Below are 14,390 nucleotides of genomic sequence, written 5' to 3' on the forward strand. Positions count from 1 at the left end.
CGGCGGATGGCGGGGTTTGTGAACGCCGGGCGACCCTGGTCGGTGGGGTGGGTGTGCGGGGTCAGTTGCGCCAGGTGTCGCTGAGCACGGCCTTGCCGCCCGCCGGGACGGTCGCGGTGCGGTTGGCGCCGCTCTCCCAGGTGACGTTCCCCGCGGCGTCCTTGCGCACGTACTTGTACGAGAACGCGGTCCCGGCCGGGAGCGACACGTCCAGCTTCCAGACGGGGTAGGCCGCCGGGTCGAGCTTGAGGGCGCCGGCGGTGTTCCAGGCGCCGAGCTCGGCGCGGTCCCCGGTGACGTAGACGTTCTGTCCGGGGACGGTGGTGGCGTTGACGGCGAAGGCGGCGCCGGCCGCGGCCGTACCACCCGTACACGTACGGGCGTTGACGTGCAGGGCGAGTGCGGTACCGGCCCCGAGGGTGGCGGTGAACTGCCCGGCGGAGTTCACGCTGACGGTGCGCCCGCTCTGGACGTCGCAGTAGTCGCCCGCCGGGAGCGAGCTCTGGAAGGTCCGGGTGAGGGCCGCGCCCTCGTGGTTGATGGCGACGTACGCCTTGGCCCCGCGCCCGAAGGCGATCTGGTCGGCGCCGTTGTCCCACCAGTTGGTGACGGCCTGGCCGCGGGCCGCGTTGCGCAGGCCCACCATGGAGGAGATCTCCCGCCAGGCGTGCTGGCACTTCCACCCGTCGGAGTAACAGGCGCTCACCGAGCCGCCGTTCGGCGGGCCGGCGTCCTTGTCGGTCCACTCGTACCCGGAGTGCACGTCGGGGGACCCGTACGGCCAGGCCAGCATGAAGACGCTCGCCAGGGTGTAGGCGGAGCCGTCCTTGTAGTTGAGGGTGTCGCCGACCCGCTCGGTGTCGTGGTTGTCGACGAAGACGGCGGACTGCCCGCTCGGCATGTACCCCCAGGCCTCGCCGAAGTTCTTCAGGTGGGCGAGGTTCTCGTTCTGGAAGACCCGCTTGAGGTCCCGGGCGTAGCGGAACTCCTGCACGTCGCCGTTGCCGAGGTACTCGGAGGGCGAGACGGCCTCACCGGCGCCGTATATCGCCTCCTGCTTCCAGTAGGCGGAGGGGTTCGTCAGGCGGGACTTGATGTTGGCGAGGTCGGCGGCGGGCATGTGCTTGGCGGCGTCGATCCGGAAGCCGTCGACGCCGAGGGACAGCAGGTCGTTCAGGTACCCGGCGATCCGCCCGCGTACGTAGTCCTCGCCGGTGTCCAGGTCGGCGAGCTGCACGAGCTCGCAGTTCTGGACGTTGGCCCGGTCCTGGTAGTTGGAGATGGTGGCCCGGCAGTCGTCCATGTCGGAACCCGAGTAGGTCCCCGGGTACCCGTACTTCGTGTACGAAGACCCACCGGTCCCCACACCGTCGCCGGCGGCCATGTGGTTGATCACGGAGTCGGCGACGACCTTCACCCCGGCGGCGTGGCAGGTGTCGACCATGGCCTTGAAAGCGGCCCGGTCGCCGAGCCGCCCGGCGATCTTGTAGCTGACGGGCTGGTACGAGGTCCACCACTGGGGGCCCTGGATGTGCTCCTGGGGCGGCGAGACCTGGACGTACCCGTACCCGGCGGGCCCGAGCGCATCGGTGCAGGCCTTGGCTACGGAGTCGAAGCGCCACTCGAAGAGGACGGCCGTGACGTCCCTGTCGCCGGGCGTCGCAGCGGCGGCCTGCGGCGCCGGGCCGGTGAGGGCGGCTGCGGCAAGTGCGGTGGTGGTGAAAAGAGTTGCAGCTCTGACGGCTCTGGCAGGCATGTGGGGGGCCTCCTGGCGGGAGAGGTGGGGATTGCAGAGACCGTAGGGGCCAGGTAAGAGCCCTGCAAGAGTTTGCGCAAGAGATTGCAGAATTGTTTCCGGGGCGTGTCCTGCCGGACAGGTGGGTCAACTAGACCCGACCCGCACCCGCACCCGCACCCACACCCACACCCACACCCGCGCACTCCCGCGAGAGCGGCGCGTCCTCGGCAGCGGCACATCCCCGCCACTTCCCGACCACCCCCGGCCCCGTACCCGCTCCGGGACCACCGATCCGGCCACAGCGGACGCCCCGCGCCGCCGGGGGACAGGGCGGTCCGACCCTCAGCGAAAAGGCAATCCCCGCAGGTGGAAGGGGGGTTGTCCGATTTTCACCCCATGGCCATTTCCGCTCGATGATCATCTTGCACCGGCCGCGTAGTTTCACCATGCACCGGAAAGATCATCATTTCCGCGACTCAGGGAGACCTCAGGTACATGTCGGAGAAAAGCGCGAAGAGTGATGTGGGCAAGGCCTATATCAACGACGTGTTCATGCGCCACCCGCTCACCACGCGGAACCAGGACGAGCTCGAAATCCCGGCCAAGGCCGAAGCCATCCTGGAGCGGAACAAGCAGCGGGGCGCGCTGAAGAGGACTCCCGAAGGCGGGGGAGAGCCGATCAGCCCCATCGGGTTCTCGTTGAACAAGAAGCGCTACGGCGAGTTTCCCGAGGACGAGAAGACGGCGCAGGAGCGCGGGTGGCGCGCGTTCATGAACATGGGCGTACCGGTCGTCGAGGAGCGGAGCGACATCACGCAGCCCCCGCCGGACATGATCTCCAAGCAGACGTACATCAACGGAACCGACCCCGTCAAAATAACCGTCACGGACACGGTCGAGTTCTCCATATCGAACACCGTCAGCTGGTCGCTCCAAGGCGAGGTGAAGCTCACCTTCGGGGCGAAATCCATCGCATCGCTGCAGCAGGAGATGCAGAAGAGCATGGCGATGCAGCAGTACCAGAAGACCACCCTGAAGAACAGCAAGGACAATCAGGGCGTCGACCAGGAGTCCCAGACGGAGGCGACGAGCACGACGCAGGCCACGACCACCGCCACGGGCACCGGTGAGCTGTGGGCGGACCTGCTGCTCGGCGTCACCGCCTCCGTCAGCGGTTCGCTCACCACCGAATGGAAACACCAGTCGTCGGTCAGCCTGGAAGTGATGAGCCGGGCGGACGTCATGGCCACGACCCGCCGCCAGGTGAGGCAGTTCGACTACGAATTCCCGGTCACCTTCGGCGGTTGGGTCGCCCTGTACTACCCGAAGCCGGTGGAGGTCAGGGGAACTCCCCCGCAGGCCAAGGAGCCGAAGTACTCCCGGGTCGTCGCATGGAAACTCGGCGACTCCGTCGAGGACCGCAGCAACTTCGATCTGGCCGATGAAGGCAAGAGGTTCATGCAGAAGGGGTCGGCCGAAATCGTGGCCGTCCGCACCGGGGAACACCGGGTCTTCCAGCCCGAGACACTCGACTACGAGAGCCAGAAACAGCCTCTCTGAAAAGGCGACCACCCACCGGGCAGGCCAGAACAGCCACATCAGGAGGAACTCTCGTGTCATTCGGAAACATCTTCGACGGCGGCGGCAGCGGAGCCGACTCCGCCAAACAGTCCGGTGAAGCACTGGGCAAGGACACCCCCGGCGCCGGCGACGTCTCGGAAGCCGTGCGCAAAATGGAGAGCGAGCGCGACCCGTGGCTCGTGCGCCAGACGGCGCACGGGGCGTTCGACGTCATGGGTTTCCTGGGTCCCCTCTTCCAGAAATTCCATGACGCGTCCGCCGATCAGCGTCAGGTCGCCGAGAACCCCGGTTCGACGTCCGCCATGGCCTCGTCGACCCTGAAGGCGGCCGGACCGCCGAAGGTGAGCATCGGCGAGGACGACATGCCGAAGCTCGAAGACCTGTCGAAGCTCATGGCCACCAGGCGGAGCTTCGCCCTCATCGCAACGGGCCTGGGCGCTTCCGAGGGCCTCGCGGTGGACCCCTCGCAGAACACGGCGTACGTCGCCGACCGGGGCGGCCAGAAGCTGTCCGCGGTGAAGATCGCCACCGGCGCGCAGCGCGTGGTCGCGAGCGGCCTGGGCGACATCAACGATGTGAAGCTGGACGGGAAGGGCAAGGCCTACGCCACCGACTACGCAGGCGCGCGCCTGCTCGCGGTGGACCTGTCCACCGGCACCTCCAGCACGGTCGCCAGCGTCCCGGGCGCGTACGGCCTCGCGCTGGACGGGGCGGGCAAGGCCTACGTCGTCAGCCACAGCGAAGGGAAGCTGATCGCGGTCGACCTGCAGAACGGGCAGAAGACCACGGTCGCCACCGGCCTGCCGGTCGGCGCCGGCGCAGTCGCGCTGGACGGCAAGGGCAAGGCGTACGTCGGCCAGAAGGACTACGGCTACAACCTGTACGAGGTCAAGCTGGCCGACGGTGCGAAACGCCTCCTGACCACCCTCCCCGGGGCGAGCGCCATGCGCGTGGAGCTCACCGGCGACGGCAAGGCGTTCACCCTCGACCACGTGAACGGCCGCCTGTACGAGATCACCCTGGCCGACGGCTCGCAGCGCGTGGTGGCCAGCGGCCTGGCGAACTGCCAAGGCCTCGCACTGGACACCGCCAACGGCCAGATCTACGTCAGCAACCGTGAGACCCAGCTGTGGCAGATCACCCAACGCGACACCCAGCCCATGGGCGGCGTAGGCAAGGTCGCGGGGTAGCCGAGCGGGCATGAGCGGCCCCGGCCACGTGGCCCGTCAGGGGTCGCTCATGCCCATAGAGGGTCAGCTGTTCAGGAAGGCGGCCGCCTCGGCGGCGTTGTCGGCGACGCCCACCGGCACCCAGGCCCCGGTGTCGTCGCGCTCCAAGAGCAACCGCGGTGCCTCGGGCGTGAGATGCGCCGCGTTGGCACCGGGAGCAAGCGGAACGACGCGGCGTCGGCCGGTGATCTGCTGGTTTGACGCCCGCCTGCGGTCGCGGCGGTCTGTCCAGTCGGCGAGCGATTCGTCTCCCATACCCGGTCCCCTATCGCCACTGACCTCCGGGCAACACGTGCCCGGGGTCGTCCAACCACGGTGTAGCAGTCTGCGGTGTGACGGTGAGACCAAACCGGCCGACAGCCGGCGCACCTTGCTCCTGCCACCACTGCACCGCGGCCTCCACCGCGCCCCACAGCAGGCGGGGACCGTGCTGGTACACGATGCCCGGCCCATACTCCGTCGGCCAACGTACAGCCGCCCATGAGCGGTCCGTAAGGCTGTAGAACCATGCGGCCAGGGATCCGTCCTCCTCCCTGAACAAGGTATGGGTGACACCGGAAACAGCGAGGCCGATGCAGAATCCGGCGTCAGTGAGCTGATCGGGCTGCACGACCGTGCCCGTCGGCCCGGGCCACTCGCTCACGTAGTCGGCGTGGTCGGGCCAGACGGTGCGCTGCGCGCGGGCCTTCATGAATTCCACCCCCGTGACGAACCGTCCCGAGGCGGCGCAGTCTCCGTCGACGGTCAGGCGCAGCACGGCGTCCCGTGAGTCGTAGTGGGTGCCATACGGGGCGACGATGATCCCGCCCGTCCGCACTCTGTCCAGCATCGCTGCGGGGATGCTCCGGACGCCGAAGGTGAACAGGACTCGGTCGTACGGAACGTCAGACGAGCAGCCGTTCAAGGCGTCACCAACGGCGACGTCCGCATACAAGCCGTGGCGGTACAACCGTTCACGGGCCTGGGCGGCCACTGTCGGGTCGACGTCGATGGTGGTCACCATCCGGGCGCCGCAGCGGTGAGTGAGGAGTGCGGCGGTCTCCCCGGTCCCGGTACCCGCGTCCAGCACCTGCATCCCGGCCTGGGCGTCCAACTCCCGCAGGAGCGTGAACAGGGTGGTGGGCTGCGATGACGACGACGTGGCCAGGGTGCCGGGCCCGGGTCCCGCGTGCCGGCCGTCGTCCCACTGGGTCACGAGGGACACGTCCGAATCGGCGTACTCGTACCAGGCGGCAGAGTCAGTGCGGCGGTCGACGACCACGGCGGTCCTGGTACCACTGTCATACGGCCACATCAGGTCGGGGAGGAACGCGGCCCTGTCGACGGCAGCGAACGCCGGCACCCAGTCGGACGTGAGAGCGCCTGAGTCCATGAGGCAGCGCCCCAGCTCGGTACGGCCGGGGCGCTCCTGACGTGCGGACGGGATCATCGCTACTTGCCGTGCTTCCCGCCACCGGGAGGTGTGGACGTGTCGGGGCTGGGAGTGGTCGGCGGCGCCGGGACGGAGATGGGGGCGCTCCCACCACCGTGGCCGCCACCGCTGCTGCCGCCGGAGCTTCCGCCACTCCCGCTCCCGGATCCACCGTTCTTCGACATGATCGTTTTCCTCTCGTCGGTGGTGCAGTGTCCGGCCGGGCGGGTCGCCGGGCCTCGTGCCCTTGCCAGTTACGGGGTCGGACGCAGTGACCGGGCCGGCACCGTCCGGTACCCGACGCAGCGCGCGCAGTCACACGGCGGGAATCGCTCGGGGGAAGCCAGGACGACCACCGGATCGCCCTCATGCACCGCGGACTCCTGCCCCCACGTCCGCCCTGCATCCCGAGACACTCGCACCGTCATCAACACGCGCGGCTCATCGCCGAACGAGTTCTGGACCGAGTTGCTGCTCATTGCCGGGCGCACCCCTCTCGCCGCTCCCGGCCCTCTCCGGACCAGGCACGAAACGATGTTCCGTTCCTCGTCGGAGCGTTGCTACCGCGTTCTCGGGACGTTTGGGACGCCTCATCGCTACCGTTCGATCCGTCCCCTACGGCCGATGGAGACGAACTGTGAACCATGCACTCCGCCGCGCGATGGCGAATGCCAAGATGACCGAGAACCAGCTCGCAGAGGTTTGCGGGGTCGACGCGAAGACGGTTGGCCGGTGGATCACCGAGCCGAACCGCGTCCCCCATGCCCGACACCGATGGGTGGCCTGCGAGGCATTAGGCGAGGAGGAGACTGCCTTGTGGCCCAACGCCATCCGGTCAGCACTCGGCAGCGGACCGGACCGGGAGATAGTCCAAGTCTTCCCCTACCGCTCGGCGGCGCCGGCCAGTCTGTGGCGCTCCCTCGTGACGAAAACCCAGCGCGACCTCCTCTTCGCCGGGTACACCAACTACTTCCTGTGGCTGGAACAGGCGAACCTGGCCGGCGCCCTGCGCCGCAAGGCTGAGAACGGGTGCCGCGTACGCTTCCTGATCGGCGACCCAGACAGCCCGGTTACGGCCGCGCGTGAAGCCGAGGAAGGCGTGCCGCTCACGCTGTCCACACGCATCGCCGTCACTCTGAACGAGCTTGAGAAGCTGCGAGACGTCAGCACCATCGAAGGCCGTTTCGAGACCGGCCACGTGAATCTCTCCGTCTTCCGCTTCGATGACGAGATGATCGTCACCCCGATTCTGGCCCGCAGAGTGGGGCACGATTCACCGATGATGCATCTGCGACGCAGGCAGGCTGACGGGATGTTCGACCGCTTCGCGGCCCACGTCGAGGAGTTGTGGAGCCGAGGACGCGAGATCCGGGAGGTCAGGAGCGATGGCGAGGCGTGACTACGAGGACGACCCCGGCGCGCCCGAGGCCAACAGCCTGGTGCCGGCCGCTTCGGCCGTCGTCGTCGACGGCGACGGCCGGGTCCTGCTCCAACGCCGCACGGACAACGGGATGTGGGCCCTCCCCGGCGGCAAGATGGAACTCGGTGAGTCGATCGGCGACTGCGCCATCCGGGAGACCTACGAGGAAACCGGAGTAACGGTCGAGATCATGGGCATCGTCGGCACTTACACCAACCCCGGCCATGTCTTCGCATACGACGACGGCGAGGTGCGGCAGGAATTCTCGATCTGCCTTCTCGCCCGCCCCGTCAGCGGCTCTCTCCACACCTCGGACGAGTCCATCGAGGTCGCATGGTTCACGCCGGATGAAACGGACGCTCTTCCCATGGTCTCGAGCATCCGCAAGCGCATCAACGACTGGCGAAGCGGACACGGCCCGGTCGTGAGCTGACTGGTTGGTCATGGCACGTTCCTGTGCGTGATCGATGTACGGAACGACGGCTGGTCGTTCGCAACAGCGCGAGTGCCGGCCCGCTGGCCCGAAAGGGGGGCGCGAATGGGGCGCGGAGTGCCGAAACGATACAGCTGCGGGCATTGGGGTGAACGCCCGTTCCCAGTGGGGCTCACGGATGGTTGGGCCGGGCGGCGCGCGGACCGAACAGCGCGTCCTTCCGATGATCCTAAGGGGAGTCATGCGCATTCGTTCTGCTGTCACCGCGTCCGTCCTGGCCGCCGGCATCCTGCTCGGCGGGGCCGGTAGCGCCCTGGCCGGCGGGGTCGACGGGGTCGACGTCGACTACTTCACCGGCGGCCGCGCGGGCCACGCGTCGAACTGCTCCACGTTCGCCGCGGTGCCGCACAACCTCCCGGCGTTCGCCGGCCCGGTCTACAACTCGTCCTGCGAGAAGAACGGCGAGAAGGAGTGGCTGACGGGGCAGCACATCGGCGCCTGATCCCGCGCCCCGCGCCGCAGGGGCGGCCCGACGGCAACGTCGGCCGCCCCCGCGGCGTCCCGGTGGCCGGTGCCCGGCCCTACTCCTGCGGGACCTGGGCCGTTGAGCCCCTCACCACCAGTTCCGGTTGGAAGATGTACTCCGTGCGTTGGACCGGGGTGCCGGCGACCGCCTCCAGGAGGGCTCCCACCGCCGCCGTGGCCATGGCGCGGACCGGCTGGCGGACCGTCGTCAGCGGGGGGTCCGTGAAGGCGATCAGCGGCGAGTCGTCGAAGCCGACCACCGAGACGTCCTCGGGCACGCGCAGGCCCCGCTCGCGGACCGCGCGGATCACGCCGAGCGCCATCGGGTCGCTGCCGCACACGATGCCCGTGCAGCCGCGGTCCAGCAGGGCGCCGCCCGCCGCGTGGCCGCCCTCCACCGTGAACAGCGTCCGCTGAATCCGGCCTTCGGCCAGAGCCTGCGGCACCGCGGCGACGAACCCCGCCTCCTTGCGGGCCGACGGGACGTACCGCGTCGGCCCTATGGCCAGGCCGATCCGCCGGTGGCCCAGGTCCGCCAGGTGACGTACCGCCATGTCCGCCGCCGCCCGGTCGTCCGGCGAGATGAACGGCGCGTTGATCTGTTCGTTGAAGCCGTTGATCAGGACGAACGGGATGCCCCGCGACGACAGTCGCTGGTAGCGGGACGGGTCCAGCGACGAGTCCGCGTGCAGGCCCGACAGGAAGACGATCCCCGTGACCCCCCGCTCCTCCAGCTGCTCCACCAGCTCGTCCTCGGTGGCCCCGCCCGGCGTCTGCGTGCACAGCACCGGCGTGTACCCGTGGCCGGCCAGCGCCTGCTCGATGACCTGCGCGAACGCCGGGAAGATGGGGTTGGTCAGCTCCGGGATCAGCAGCCCCACCAGCCCGTTGCTGCGGCGGCGCAGCCGTACGGGCCGCTCGTAGCCGAGCAGGTCCATGGCGGCCAGCACCTTGTGCCGGGTGCCGGCCGCCACGCCCGCCTTGCCGTTGAGCACACGGCTGACCGTCGCCTCGCTGACCTGGGCCTGCGCGGCGATGTCCGTCAGCCGGAGCGGGGAGGTCACCCCTGCCACCACACCGCCGTGTCGGCGCCCAGGACTCCCGGGTCCGCCGGATCCGCCGCGTCGCCGCTGGCCAGCAGCACCGTCCCGGGCGGGGACATCCGTACGGGCTCCCCCGTCGTGTTGACCGTGCAGACGAAGTCGCCGCGCCGGAACGCCAGCACGCCCTCCGGCGCCTCCAGCCACTCCACCGCGTCACCCGCGCCCAGGTCGCCGCGCTCCCGGCGGATCCGCAGCGCCGCCCGGTACAGCTCCAGGGTGGAGGCCGGGTCGCCCGTCTGGGCCTCGACGCTCAGCCCCGCCCACTCGGCCGGCTGCGGCAGCCAGCTGCCACCGTCACCGAAGCCGTACGGGGCCCGGTCGCCCGACCACGGGATCGGCACGCGGCAGCCGTCGCGCAGCCCCTCCTGGCCGTTCTCCTTGAAGAAGGAGGGGTCCTGACGCACCTCGTCCGGGAGGTCGGTCACCTCCGGCAGGCCGAGCTCCTCGCCCTGGTAGACGTACGCCGAACCCGGCAGCGCCAGCATCAGCAGCGCGGCGGCGCGCGCCCGCTCCAGGCTGCCGAAGCGCGTGCGGTGGCGTACGACGTCGTGGTTGGACAGCACCCACGTCGTCGGCGCCCCCACCGGACGCATCGAGTCGAGCGAGTCGTCGATGGTGGCGCGCAGCGCGGCCGCGTCCCATCCCGTGCTCAGGTAGTGGAAGTTGAACGCCTGGTGCAGCTCGTCGGGGCGCAGGTACAGGGCTGTCCGGTCCGCGCTCGGGGTCCAGGCCTCGGCGACGCCGATGCGGTCGCCGGCGTACTCGTCCAGCACCTTGCGCCAGGAGCGGTAGATCTCGTGGACCCCGTCCTGGTCGAAGAAGGGCAGCACCTGGTTGCCGAGCAGCTTGAGCTGCTCGTCGCGGCCGAGGTCGGGCAGGCCGGGGGCCTTGACCAGGCCGTGGGCGACGTCGATCCGGAAGCCGTCCGCCCCGAGGTCGAGCCAGAAGCGCAGGATCGAGCGGAACTCGTCCTGGACGGCGGGGTGTTCCCAGTTGAAGTCGGGCTGCTCGGGGGCGAAGAGGTGCAGGTACCACTCGCCGTCCGGCACCCGGGTCCACGCCGGGCCGCCGAAGATCGACTCCCAGTCGTTCGGAGGCTCCGAGCCGTCGGCCCCCTGCCCCGGGCGGAAGTGGAAGCGCTCGCGCAGCGGGGTGCCGGGGCCTTCCCGCAGCGCCTGCTTGAACCATTCGTGCTGGTCGGAGCAGTGGTTCGGGACGAGGTCCACGATGATCCGCAGGCCCAGCCCGTGCGCCTCGCGGATCACGGCGTCGGCGTCGTGCAGGGTGCCGAACATGGGGTCGATGGCCCGGTAGTCGGCGACGTCGTAGCCGGCGTCGGCCTGCGGGGAGGCGTAGAAGGGGCTGAGCCAGACGGCGTCGACGCCCAGCTCCTTGAGGTAGGGCAGACGGCTGCGGATGCCTTCGAGGTCCCCCATGCCGTCCCCGTTGGAGTCGGCGAAGCTGCGCGGATAGACCTGGTAGATCACCGCTTCTCTCCACCAGCCGGGCCGGGTGCCGGTGGTGGTGGGAAGGCCACTGTCCGAAGTCAGTGCGTCGGCGAGGTGCTGGGTCATGTCGTCCTTGGAGAGATCGGGCCGGGGGTGAGAGGGGGCAGGCAGGGAGGTCAGCCCTGGGTCGCGGGAGGGGCGTCAGCCCTTGGTCGCGCCTGCCGTCATCCCGGCGACGAGGTGACGCTGGGCGAAGAGGAAGAAGATGGCCGCCGGGATGGCGATGAGCACGGAAGCGGCGCTCATCGCACCCCAGTTGGAGGTGTACTGCGTGACGAAGGTCTGCAGGCCGCCGGCGAGGGTGAGGTGTTCGTCGCCGACCATGAAGGCGGAGGCGTACGCGACCTCGCCCCAGGCGGTGATGAACGAGTAGAAGCCGGTGACGGCGAGGCCGGGCTTGGCCAGCGGCAGGATCAGGCGCCAGAAGGTGCCGAAGGGGTTCAGCCCGTCGACGCGGCCGGATTCGTCGATCTCGATCGGGATGGTGTCGAAGAACCCCTTCATCATCCAGGCGCAGAACGGCACGGCGATGGTGAGGTACGTGATGATCAGCCCGAGCGGCTGGTTGAGCAGTCCGAGCTGTCCCATGAGGTCGTAGAGCGGGACGATCAGGATGGCCATCGGGAACATCTGCGTGATGAGCAGGGTCCACATCAGCGGCTTCATGCCGGGGAACTTGAACCGGCTGACGGCGTAGCCGGTCGTGGCGGCGATGAACACACCGAGGACGGTGGTGATGCCCGCCACGAGCACGGAGTTGCCGAACCAGGTGAAGAAGGAGGTCGACTCCACCAGGTAGCGGTAGTTGTCGAGGGTCGGTTCCTTCACGAAGTCCGTGGAGATGGCGTGCTTCGCGGGCTTGATCGAGGTCAGCAGGACCCACAGCACCGGGAAGACGGCGATCACGGACGCCACGATCAGGGTGACGTGCAGTCCGGCGGAGGCGAGCGGGGAGCGCTCGCCCCGCTTGCGTACGGGAACGTTGGTCGTCGTCACGGTCACCACACCTCTCCCTGCTTGCGCAGCGAGCGCCGGTAGACCAGCGCGAAGATCATGAGCAGGGCGAGGATGAGCACGCCCCAGGTGGCGGAGCCCGCGAAATCGCGCGGGCTGGACACGAAGGCCTCCCGGAAGGCCTGGGTCACCAGGATCTCGGTGGAGTCGCCCGGTCCGCCCCGCGTCAGCAGGAAGATCACCGGGAACATGTTGAAGGTCCAGATGGTGGAGAGCAGGATCACCGTCATGCTCACCGACCGCAGCCCGGGCAGGGTGATGTGCCGGAACCGCTGCCAGGCCGTGGCGCCGTCCATCTCGGCGGCCTCGTACAGCTCCGCCGGGATCGACTGCAACCCGCCGAGCAGGGCGACCATCATGAAGGGGACGCCGAGCCAGACGTTGACGGCGACGACCGAGAACTTCGCCCACGTCGGGTCGTCGAGCCACGGAATCGCCGAAATGCCGCCACCGTCGAGGATCTTGTTCAGGATGCCGCTGTCGCGGTTGAACAGGAACCGCCAGGCGAAGACGGAGACGAAGCCGGGGACGGCCCAGGGCAGGATGAGCGCCATCCGGTAGGCGGCGCGGCCCCGGAACTCCCGGTTCAGCATGTTGGCCAGGGCCAGTCCGAGCGTGAAGGTGATCGACACGCACAGGACGGTCCACACCACCGTCCACACCAGCCGCTGCAGGAACACCGGGTCGGCCAGGACGTCCGCGTAGTTGTCGAGGCCGACGAACTTGTACGTGGCCTCGATGTGGTTGGCGCCGATGGTACGGGCGACGTTGCGCTCGTTGGCGTCGGTCAGCGACAGGTAGACGCCGCGGGCGAGCGGCCAGCCGATGATCACGCCGAGGACGAGCACCACCGGGGCGATCATGGCCCAGGCGTACCAGTGGGTGGCGAGGGCGCGCCCCAGGCCACCGTGCTTCGCGCTGTCAGTCCTGCGGCTCCGGCCGCGGGCCGCGACGGAGTCTTCCCCGTCGCCGCCCGCGGCCTTCGCCACCGACTGGCTGGTGTGAGCAGCCATCGTCTTGTCTACTTCCAGCCCTTGAGGATCTTGCGGAACTCGACGCCGGCCGCCTTGGCCGCGTCCTCCGGGCTGGAGGCCCCGGTGATCGCCTTGGTGTATTCGACCTTCAGCGGCTCGAAGAGGGAGCCGTTCTCCGGGATCCAGGCGCGCTCGACGGCCTTGTCCACGGCCGGCTTGAAGAACTGGACCATCTCGCTGGACTTGACGTCCGGCTGCTCGTACGCGGCGGTCCGGGTCGGGAGCAGGCTGAGCTCCTTGGTGGACTGCACCTGCACGTCCTGCGAGGTCATGTACTCGACGAAGGCGTGCGCGGCGGCGCGGTTCTTGGAACCGGCGTAGACGGCGAGGTCGTGGCCGCCCTGCGGGGCGCCGGCCTTGGCGGAGCCGGCCGGGACGGCGGCGACGCCGAGGTTGGCCTTGTCCTTGAACTGGTCGCCGGCGTAGGTGTCGGCGACGGCCCACGGACCGTTGATCATCATCGCGGCTTCGCCCGACTTGAAGGCGGTCTGCATGTTGGTCCAGCCGTCGGTGGCGTTGGTGATCGCCGCACCCGAGGTGACCAGGTCGCGGGCGGTCTTGAACGCCTTGACGCCGGCCGGGTTGTCGACGGTGACCGTCTTGTTCTTCGCGTCGACGAGGTCGCCGCCCTCGCCGTAGATGAGCGGCAGGAACCAGTACGAGTCGTCGCCGCGCAGGTAGAGGCCGGCCTTGCCGCTCTTCGCCTTGATCGCGGCGGAGGCGGTCTTCAGCTCCTCCAGGGTCTTGGGGGGCTGGACGCCGGCGTCGGCGAGCATCTTCTTGTTGTAGAAGAGGCCGAGGGTGTCGATGACCTGCGGGACGGCGTAGGTCTTGCCCTCGTACTTGCCGCTGGCCGCGGCCTGCGGCAGGAACTCGGCGTCGACCTTCTTGGCCGTCTCGGCCGGGACCTCGTCGAGGTAGCCGAGCGAGGCGAAGTCGGCGACCCAGCCGACGTCGGCACGGATCACGTCGGGGGCTTCGGAACCGCTGCTGAAGGCGTTCTTGACCTTGTTCTGCGCGTCGCCGTACGGGACGTTGACGTACTTGACGGTGACCTTCGGGTGCTTCGCTGTGAACGCCTCGGCGATCTTCTGGAAGCTGGCCTTCTCGGCGTCGTTCGAGGTGTCCCACCACGTGACCGTGCCGGAGAGCTCCCCGCCGGCCTTGGTCTCGCCGCCGTCCTTGGTGTCACCGCCGCAAGCCGTCGCCGCGAGCGCCAGGGTCGCGACCAGCGCGGTGGCCGCTATGCCACGCCGCATATGAACTCCTTCGATGATCCCGGCCGCGCCCTCGCGGTCCCGAGTTGCAGGGAACGTAACAAGCCTGAAAGCTGACCGAAAGACCTTGCGGCAATTTTCTGCAAGAGATGGTGATCGTTACATCCGTGTGTCCGG

Annotated in this window: 13 protein-coding genes; 5 read left to right on the top strand and 8 right to left on the bottom strand. The window is 69.0% G+C overall.

Annotated features, from left to right (window positions below):
- Window positions 1-61: 61 nt before the first annotated feature.
- Window positions 62-1,756 (bottom strand): carbohydrate-binding module family 20 domain-containing protein, encoded by a 1,695-nt coding sequence (locus ACIQU4_RS14905; protein WP_403729728.1) that lies wholly within the window; start codon window positions 1,754-1,756, stop codon window positions 62-64.
- A gap of 477 nt (window positions 1,757-2,233) precedes the next feature.
- Between ACIQU4_RS14905 and ACIQU4_RS14910 the strand changes: the two genes are divergently transcribed.
- Window positions 2,234-3,298, top strand: a complete 1,065-nt coding sequence (locus ACIQU4_RS14910; RefSeq protein ID WP_403729731.1) for a gluconolaconase — start codon at window positions 2,234-2,236, stop codon at window positions 3,296-3,298.
- Window positions 3,299-3,351: 53 nt separating this feature from the next.
- On the top strand, window positions 3,352-4,509 hold the full coding sequence (locus ACIQU4_RS14915; RefSeq protein WP_403729734.1) for a hypothetical protein: 1,158 nt from the start codon (window positions 3,352-3,354) through the stop codon (window positions 4,507-4,509).
- Between the two features lie 63 nt (window positions 4,510-4,572).
- Here ACIQU4_RS14915 and ACIQU4_RS14920 read toward each other — a convergent pair whose 3' ends face one another.
- Window positions 4,573-4,803 carry a DUF6087 family protein gene (locus ACIQU4_RS14920; protein ID WP_403729736.1) on the bottom strand — a complete coding sequence of 77 codons (231 nt, stop codon included), beginning with the start codon at window positions 4,801-4,803 and terminating at the stop codon, window positions 4,573-4,575.
- Between the two features lie 10 nt (window positions 4,804-4,813).
- Complete coding sequence (locus tag ACIQU4_RS14925; RefSeq protein ID WP_403729739.1) at window positions 4,814-5,809, bottom strand: protein-L-isoaspartate O-methyltransferase; 996 nt, start codon at window positions 5,807-5,809, stop codon at window positions 4,814-4,816.
- Between the two features lie 787 nt (window positions 5,810-6,596).
- Between ACIQU4_RS14925 and ACIQU4_RS14930 the strand changes: the two genes are divergently transcribed.
- The 3 genes from ACIQU4_RS14930 to ACIQU4_RS14940 all read left to right on the top strand — a co-directional run bounded on the left by ACIQU4_RS14930 (window position 6,597) and on the right by ACIQU4_RS14940 (window position 8,314).
- Window positions 6,597-7,358, top strand: a complete 762-nt coding sequence (locus tag ACIQU4_RS14930) for an XRE family transcriptional regulator (RefSeq protein ID WP_403729742.1) — start codon at window positions 6,597-6,599, stop codon at window positions 7,356-7,358.
- A complete protein-coding gene (locus tag ACIQU4_RS14935) occupies window positions 7,345-7,812 on the top strand; it encodes an NUDIX hydrolase (protein WP_403729745.1) in 468 nt (155 codons plus the stop codon). Before ACIQU4_RS14930 ends, ACIQU4_RS14935 begins: the two co-directional genes overlap by 14 nt.
- 241 nt (window positions 7,813-8,053) lie before the next feature.
- Entirely contained in the window at window positions 8,054-8,314 is a 261-nt protein-coding gene (locus tag ACIQU4_RS14940; protein WP_403729748.1) for a hypothetical protein, read from the top strand.
- Window positions 8,315-8,393: 79 nt separating this feature from the next.
- Here the strand turns inward: ACIQU4_RS14940 and ACIQU4_RS14945 are convergent, their stop codons facing one another.
- From ACIQU4_RS14945 to ACIQU4_RS14965, 5 genes are all read right to left on the bottom strand, one after another.
- Window positions 8,394-9,410 (bottom strand): LacI family DNA-binding transcriptional regulator, encoded by a 1,017-nt coding sequence (locus ACIQU4_RS14945; protein ID WP_403729751.1) that lies wholly within the window; start codon window positions 9,408-9,410, stop codon window positions 8,394-8,396.
- Window positions 9,398-11,014: a glycoside hydrolase family 13 protein gene (locus ACIQU4_RS14950; protein ID WP_403729754.1), complete on the bottom strand. Its 1,617-nt coding sequence runs from the start codon at window positions 11,012-11,014 to the stop codon at window positions 9,398-9,400. The genes ACIQU4_RS14945 and ACIQU4_RS14950 overlap by 13 nt, the downstream gene beginning before the upstream one ends.
- A 75-nt stretch (window positions 11,015-11,089) precedes the next feature.
- Window positions 11,090-11,944: a sugar ABC transporter permease gene (locus ACIQU4_RS14955; protein WP_403729757.1), complete on the bottom strand. Its 855-nt coding sequence runs from the start codon at window positions 11,942-11,944 to the stop codon at window positions 11,090-11,092.
- Between the two features lie 2 nt (window positions 11,945-11,946).
- Window positions 11,947-12,975, bottom strand: a complete 1,029-nt coding sequence (locus ACIQU4_RS14960; protein ID WP_403729760.1) for a carbohydrate ABC transporter permease — start codon at window positions 12,973-12,975, stop codon at window positions 11,947-11,949.
- An 8-nt stretch (window positions 12,976-12,983) separates the two neighbouring features.
- Window positions 12,984-14,255 (bottom strand): extracellular solute-binding protein, encoded by a 1,272-nt coding sequence (locus ACIQU4_RS14965; protein ID WP_398908756.1) that lies wholly within the window; start codon window positions 14,253-14,255, stop codon window positions 12,984-12,986.
- Window positions 14,256-14,390 lie beyond the last annotated feature (135 nt).

It is taken from the genome of Streptomyces sp. NPDC090741, from assembly GCF_044769045.1.
Taxonomy (GTDB): domain Bacteria; phylum Actinomycetota; class Actinomycetes; order Streptomycetales; family Streptomycetaceae; genus Streptomyces.

Coding starts and splice junctions, on each gene's coding strand:
- ACIQU4_RS14935 (WP_403729745.1), top strand. CDS start 7,345: ATGGCGAGGCGTGACTACGAGGACGACCCCGGCGCGCCCGAGGCCAAC.
- ACIQU4_RS14905 (WP_403729728.1), bottom strand. CDS start 1,756: ATGCCTGCCAGAGCCGTCAGAGCTGCAACTCTTTTCACCACCACCGCA.
- ACIQU4_RS14950 (WP_403729754.1), bottom strand. CDS start 11,014: ATGACCCAGCACCTCGCCGACGCACTGACTTCGGACAGTGGCCTTCCC.
- ACIQU4_RS14965 (WP_398908756.1), bottom strand. CDS start 14,255: ATGCGGCGTGGCATAGCGGCCACCGCGCTGGTCGCGACCCTGGCGCTC.
- ACIQU4_RS14960 (WP_403729760.1), bottom strand. CDS start 12,975: ATGGCTGCTCACACCAGCCAGTCGGTGGCGAAGGCCGCGGGCGGCGAC.
- ACIQU4_RS14910 (WP_403729731.1), top strand. CDS start 2,234: ATGTCGGAGAAAAGCGCGAAGAGTGATGTGGGCAAGGCCTATATCAAC.
- ACIQU4_RS14920 (WP_403729736.1), bottom strand. CDS start 4,803: ATGGGAGACGAATCGCTCGCCGACTGGACAGACCGCCGCGACCGCAGG.
- ACIQU4_RS14940 (WP_403729748.1), top strand. CDS start 8,054: ATGCGCATTCGTTCTGCTGTCACCGCGTCCGTCCTGGCCGCCGGCATC.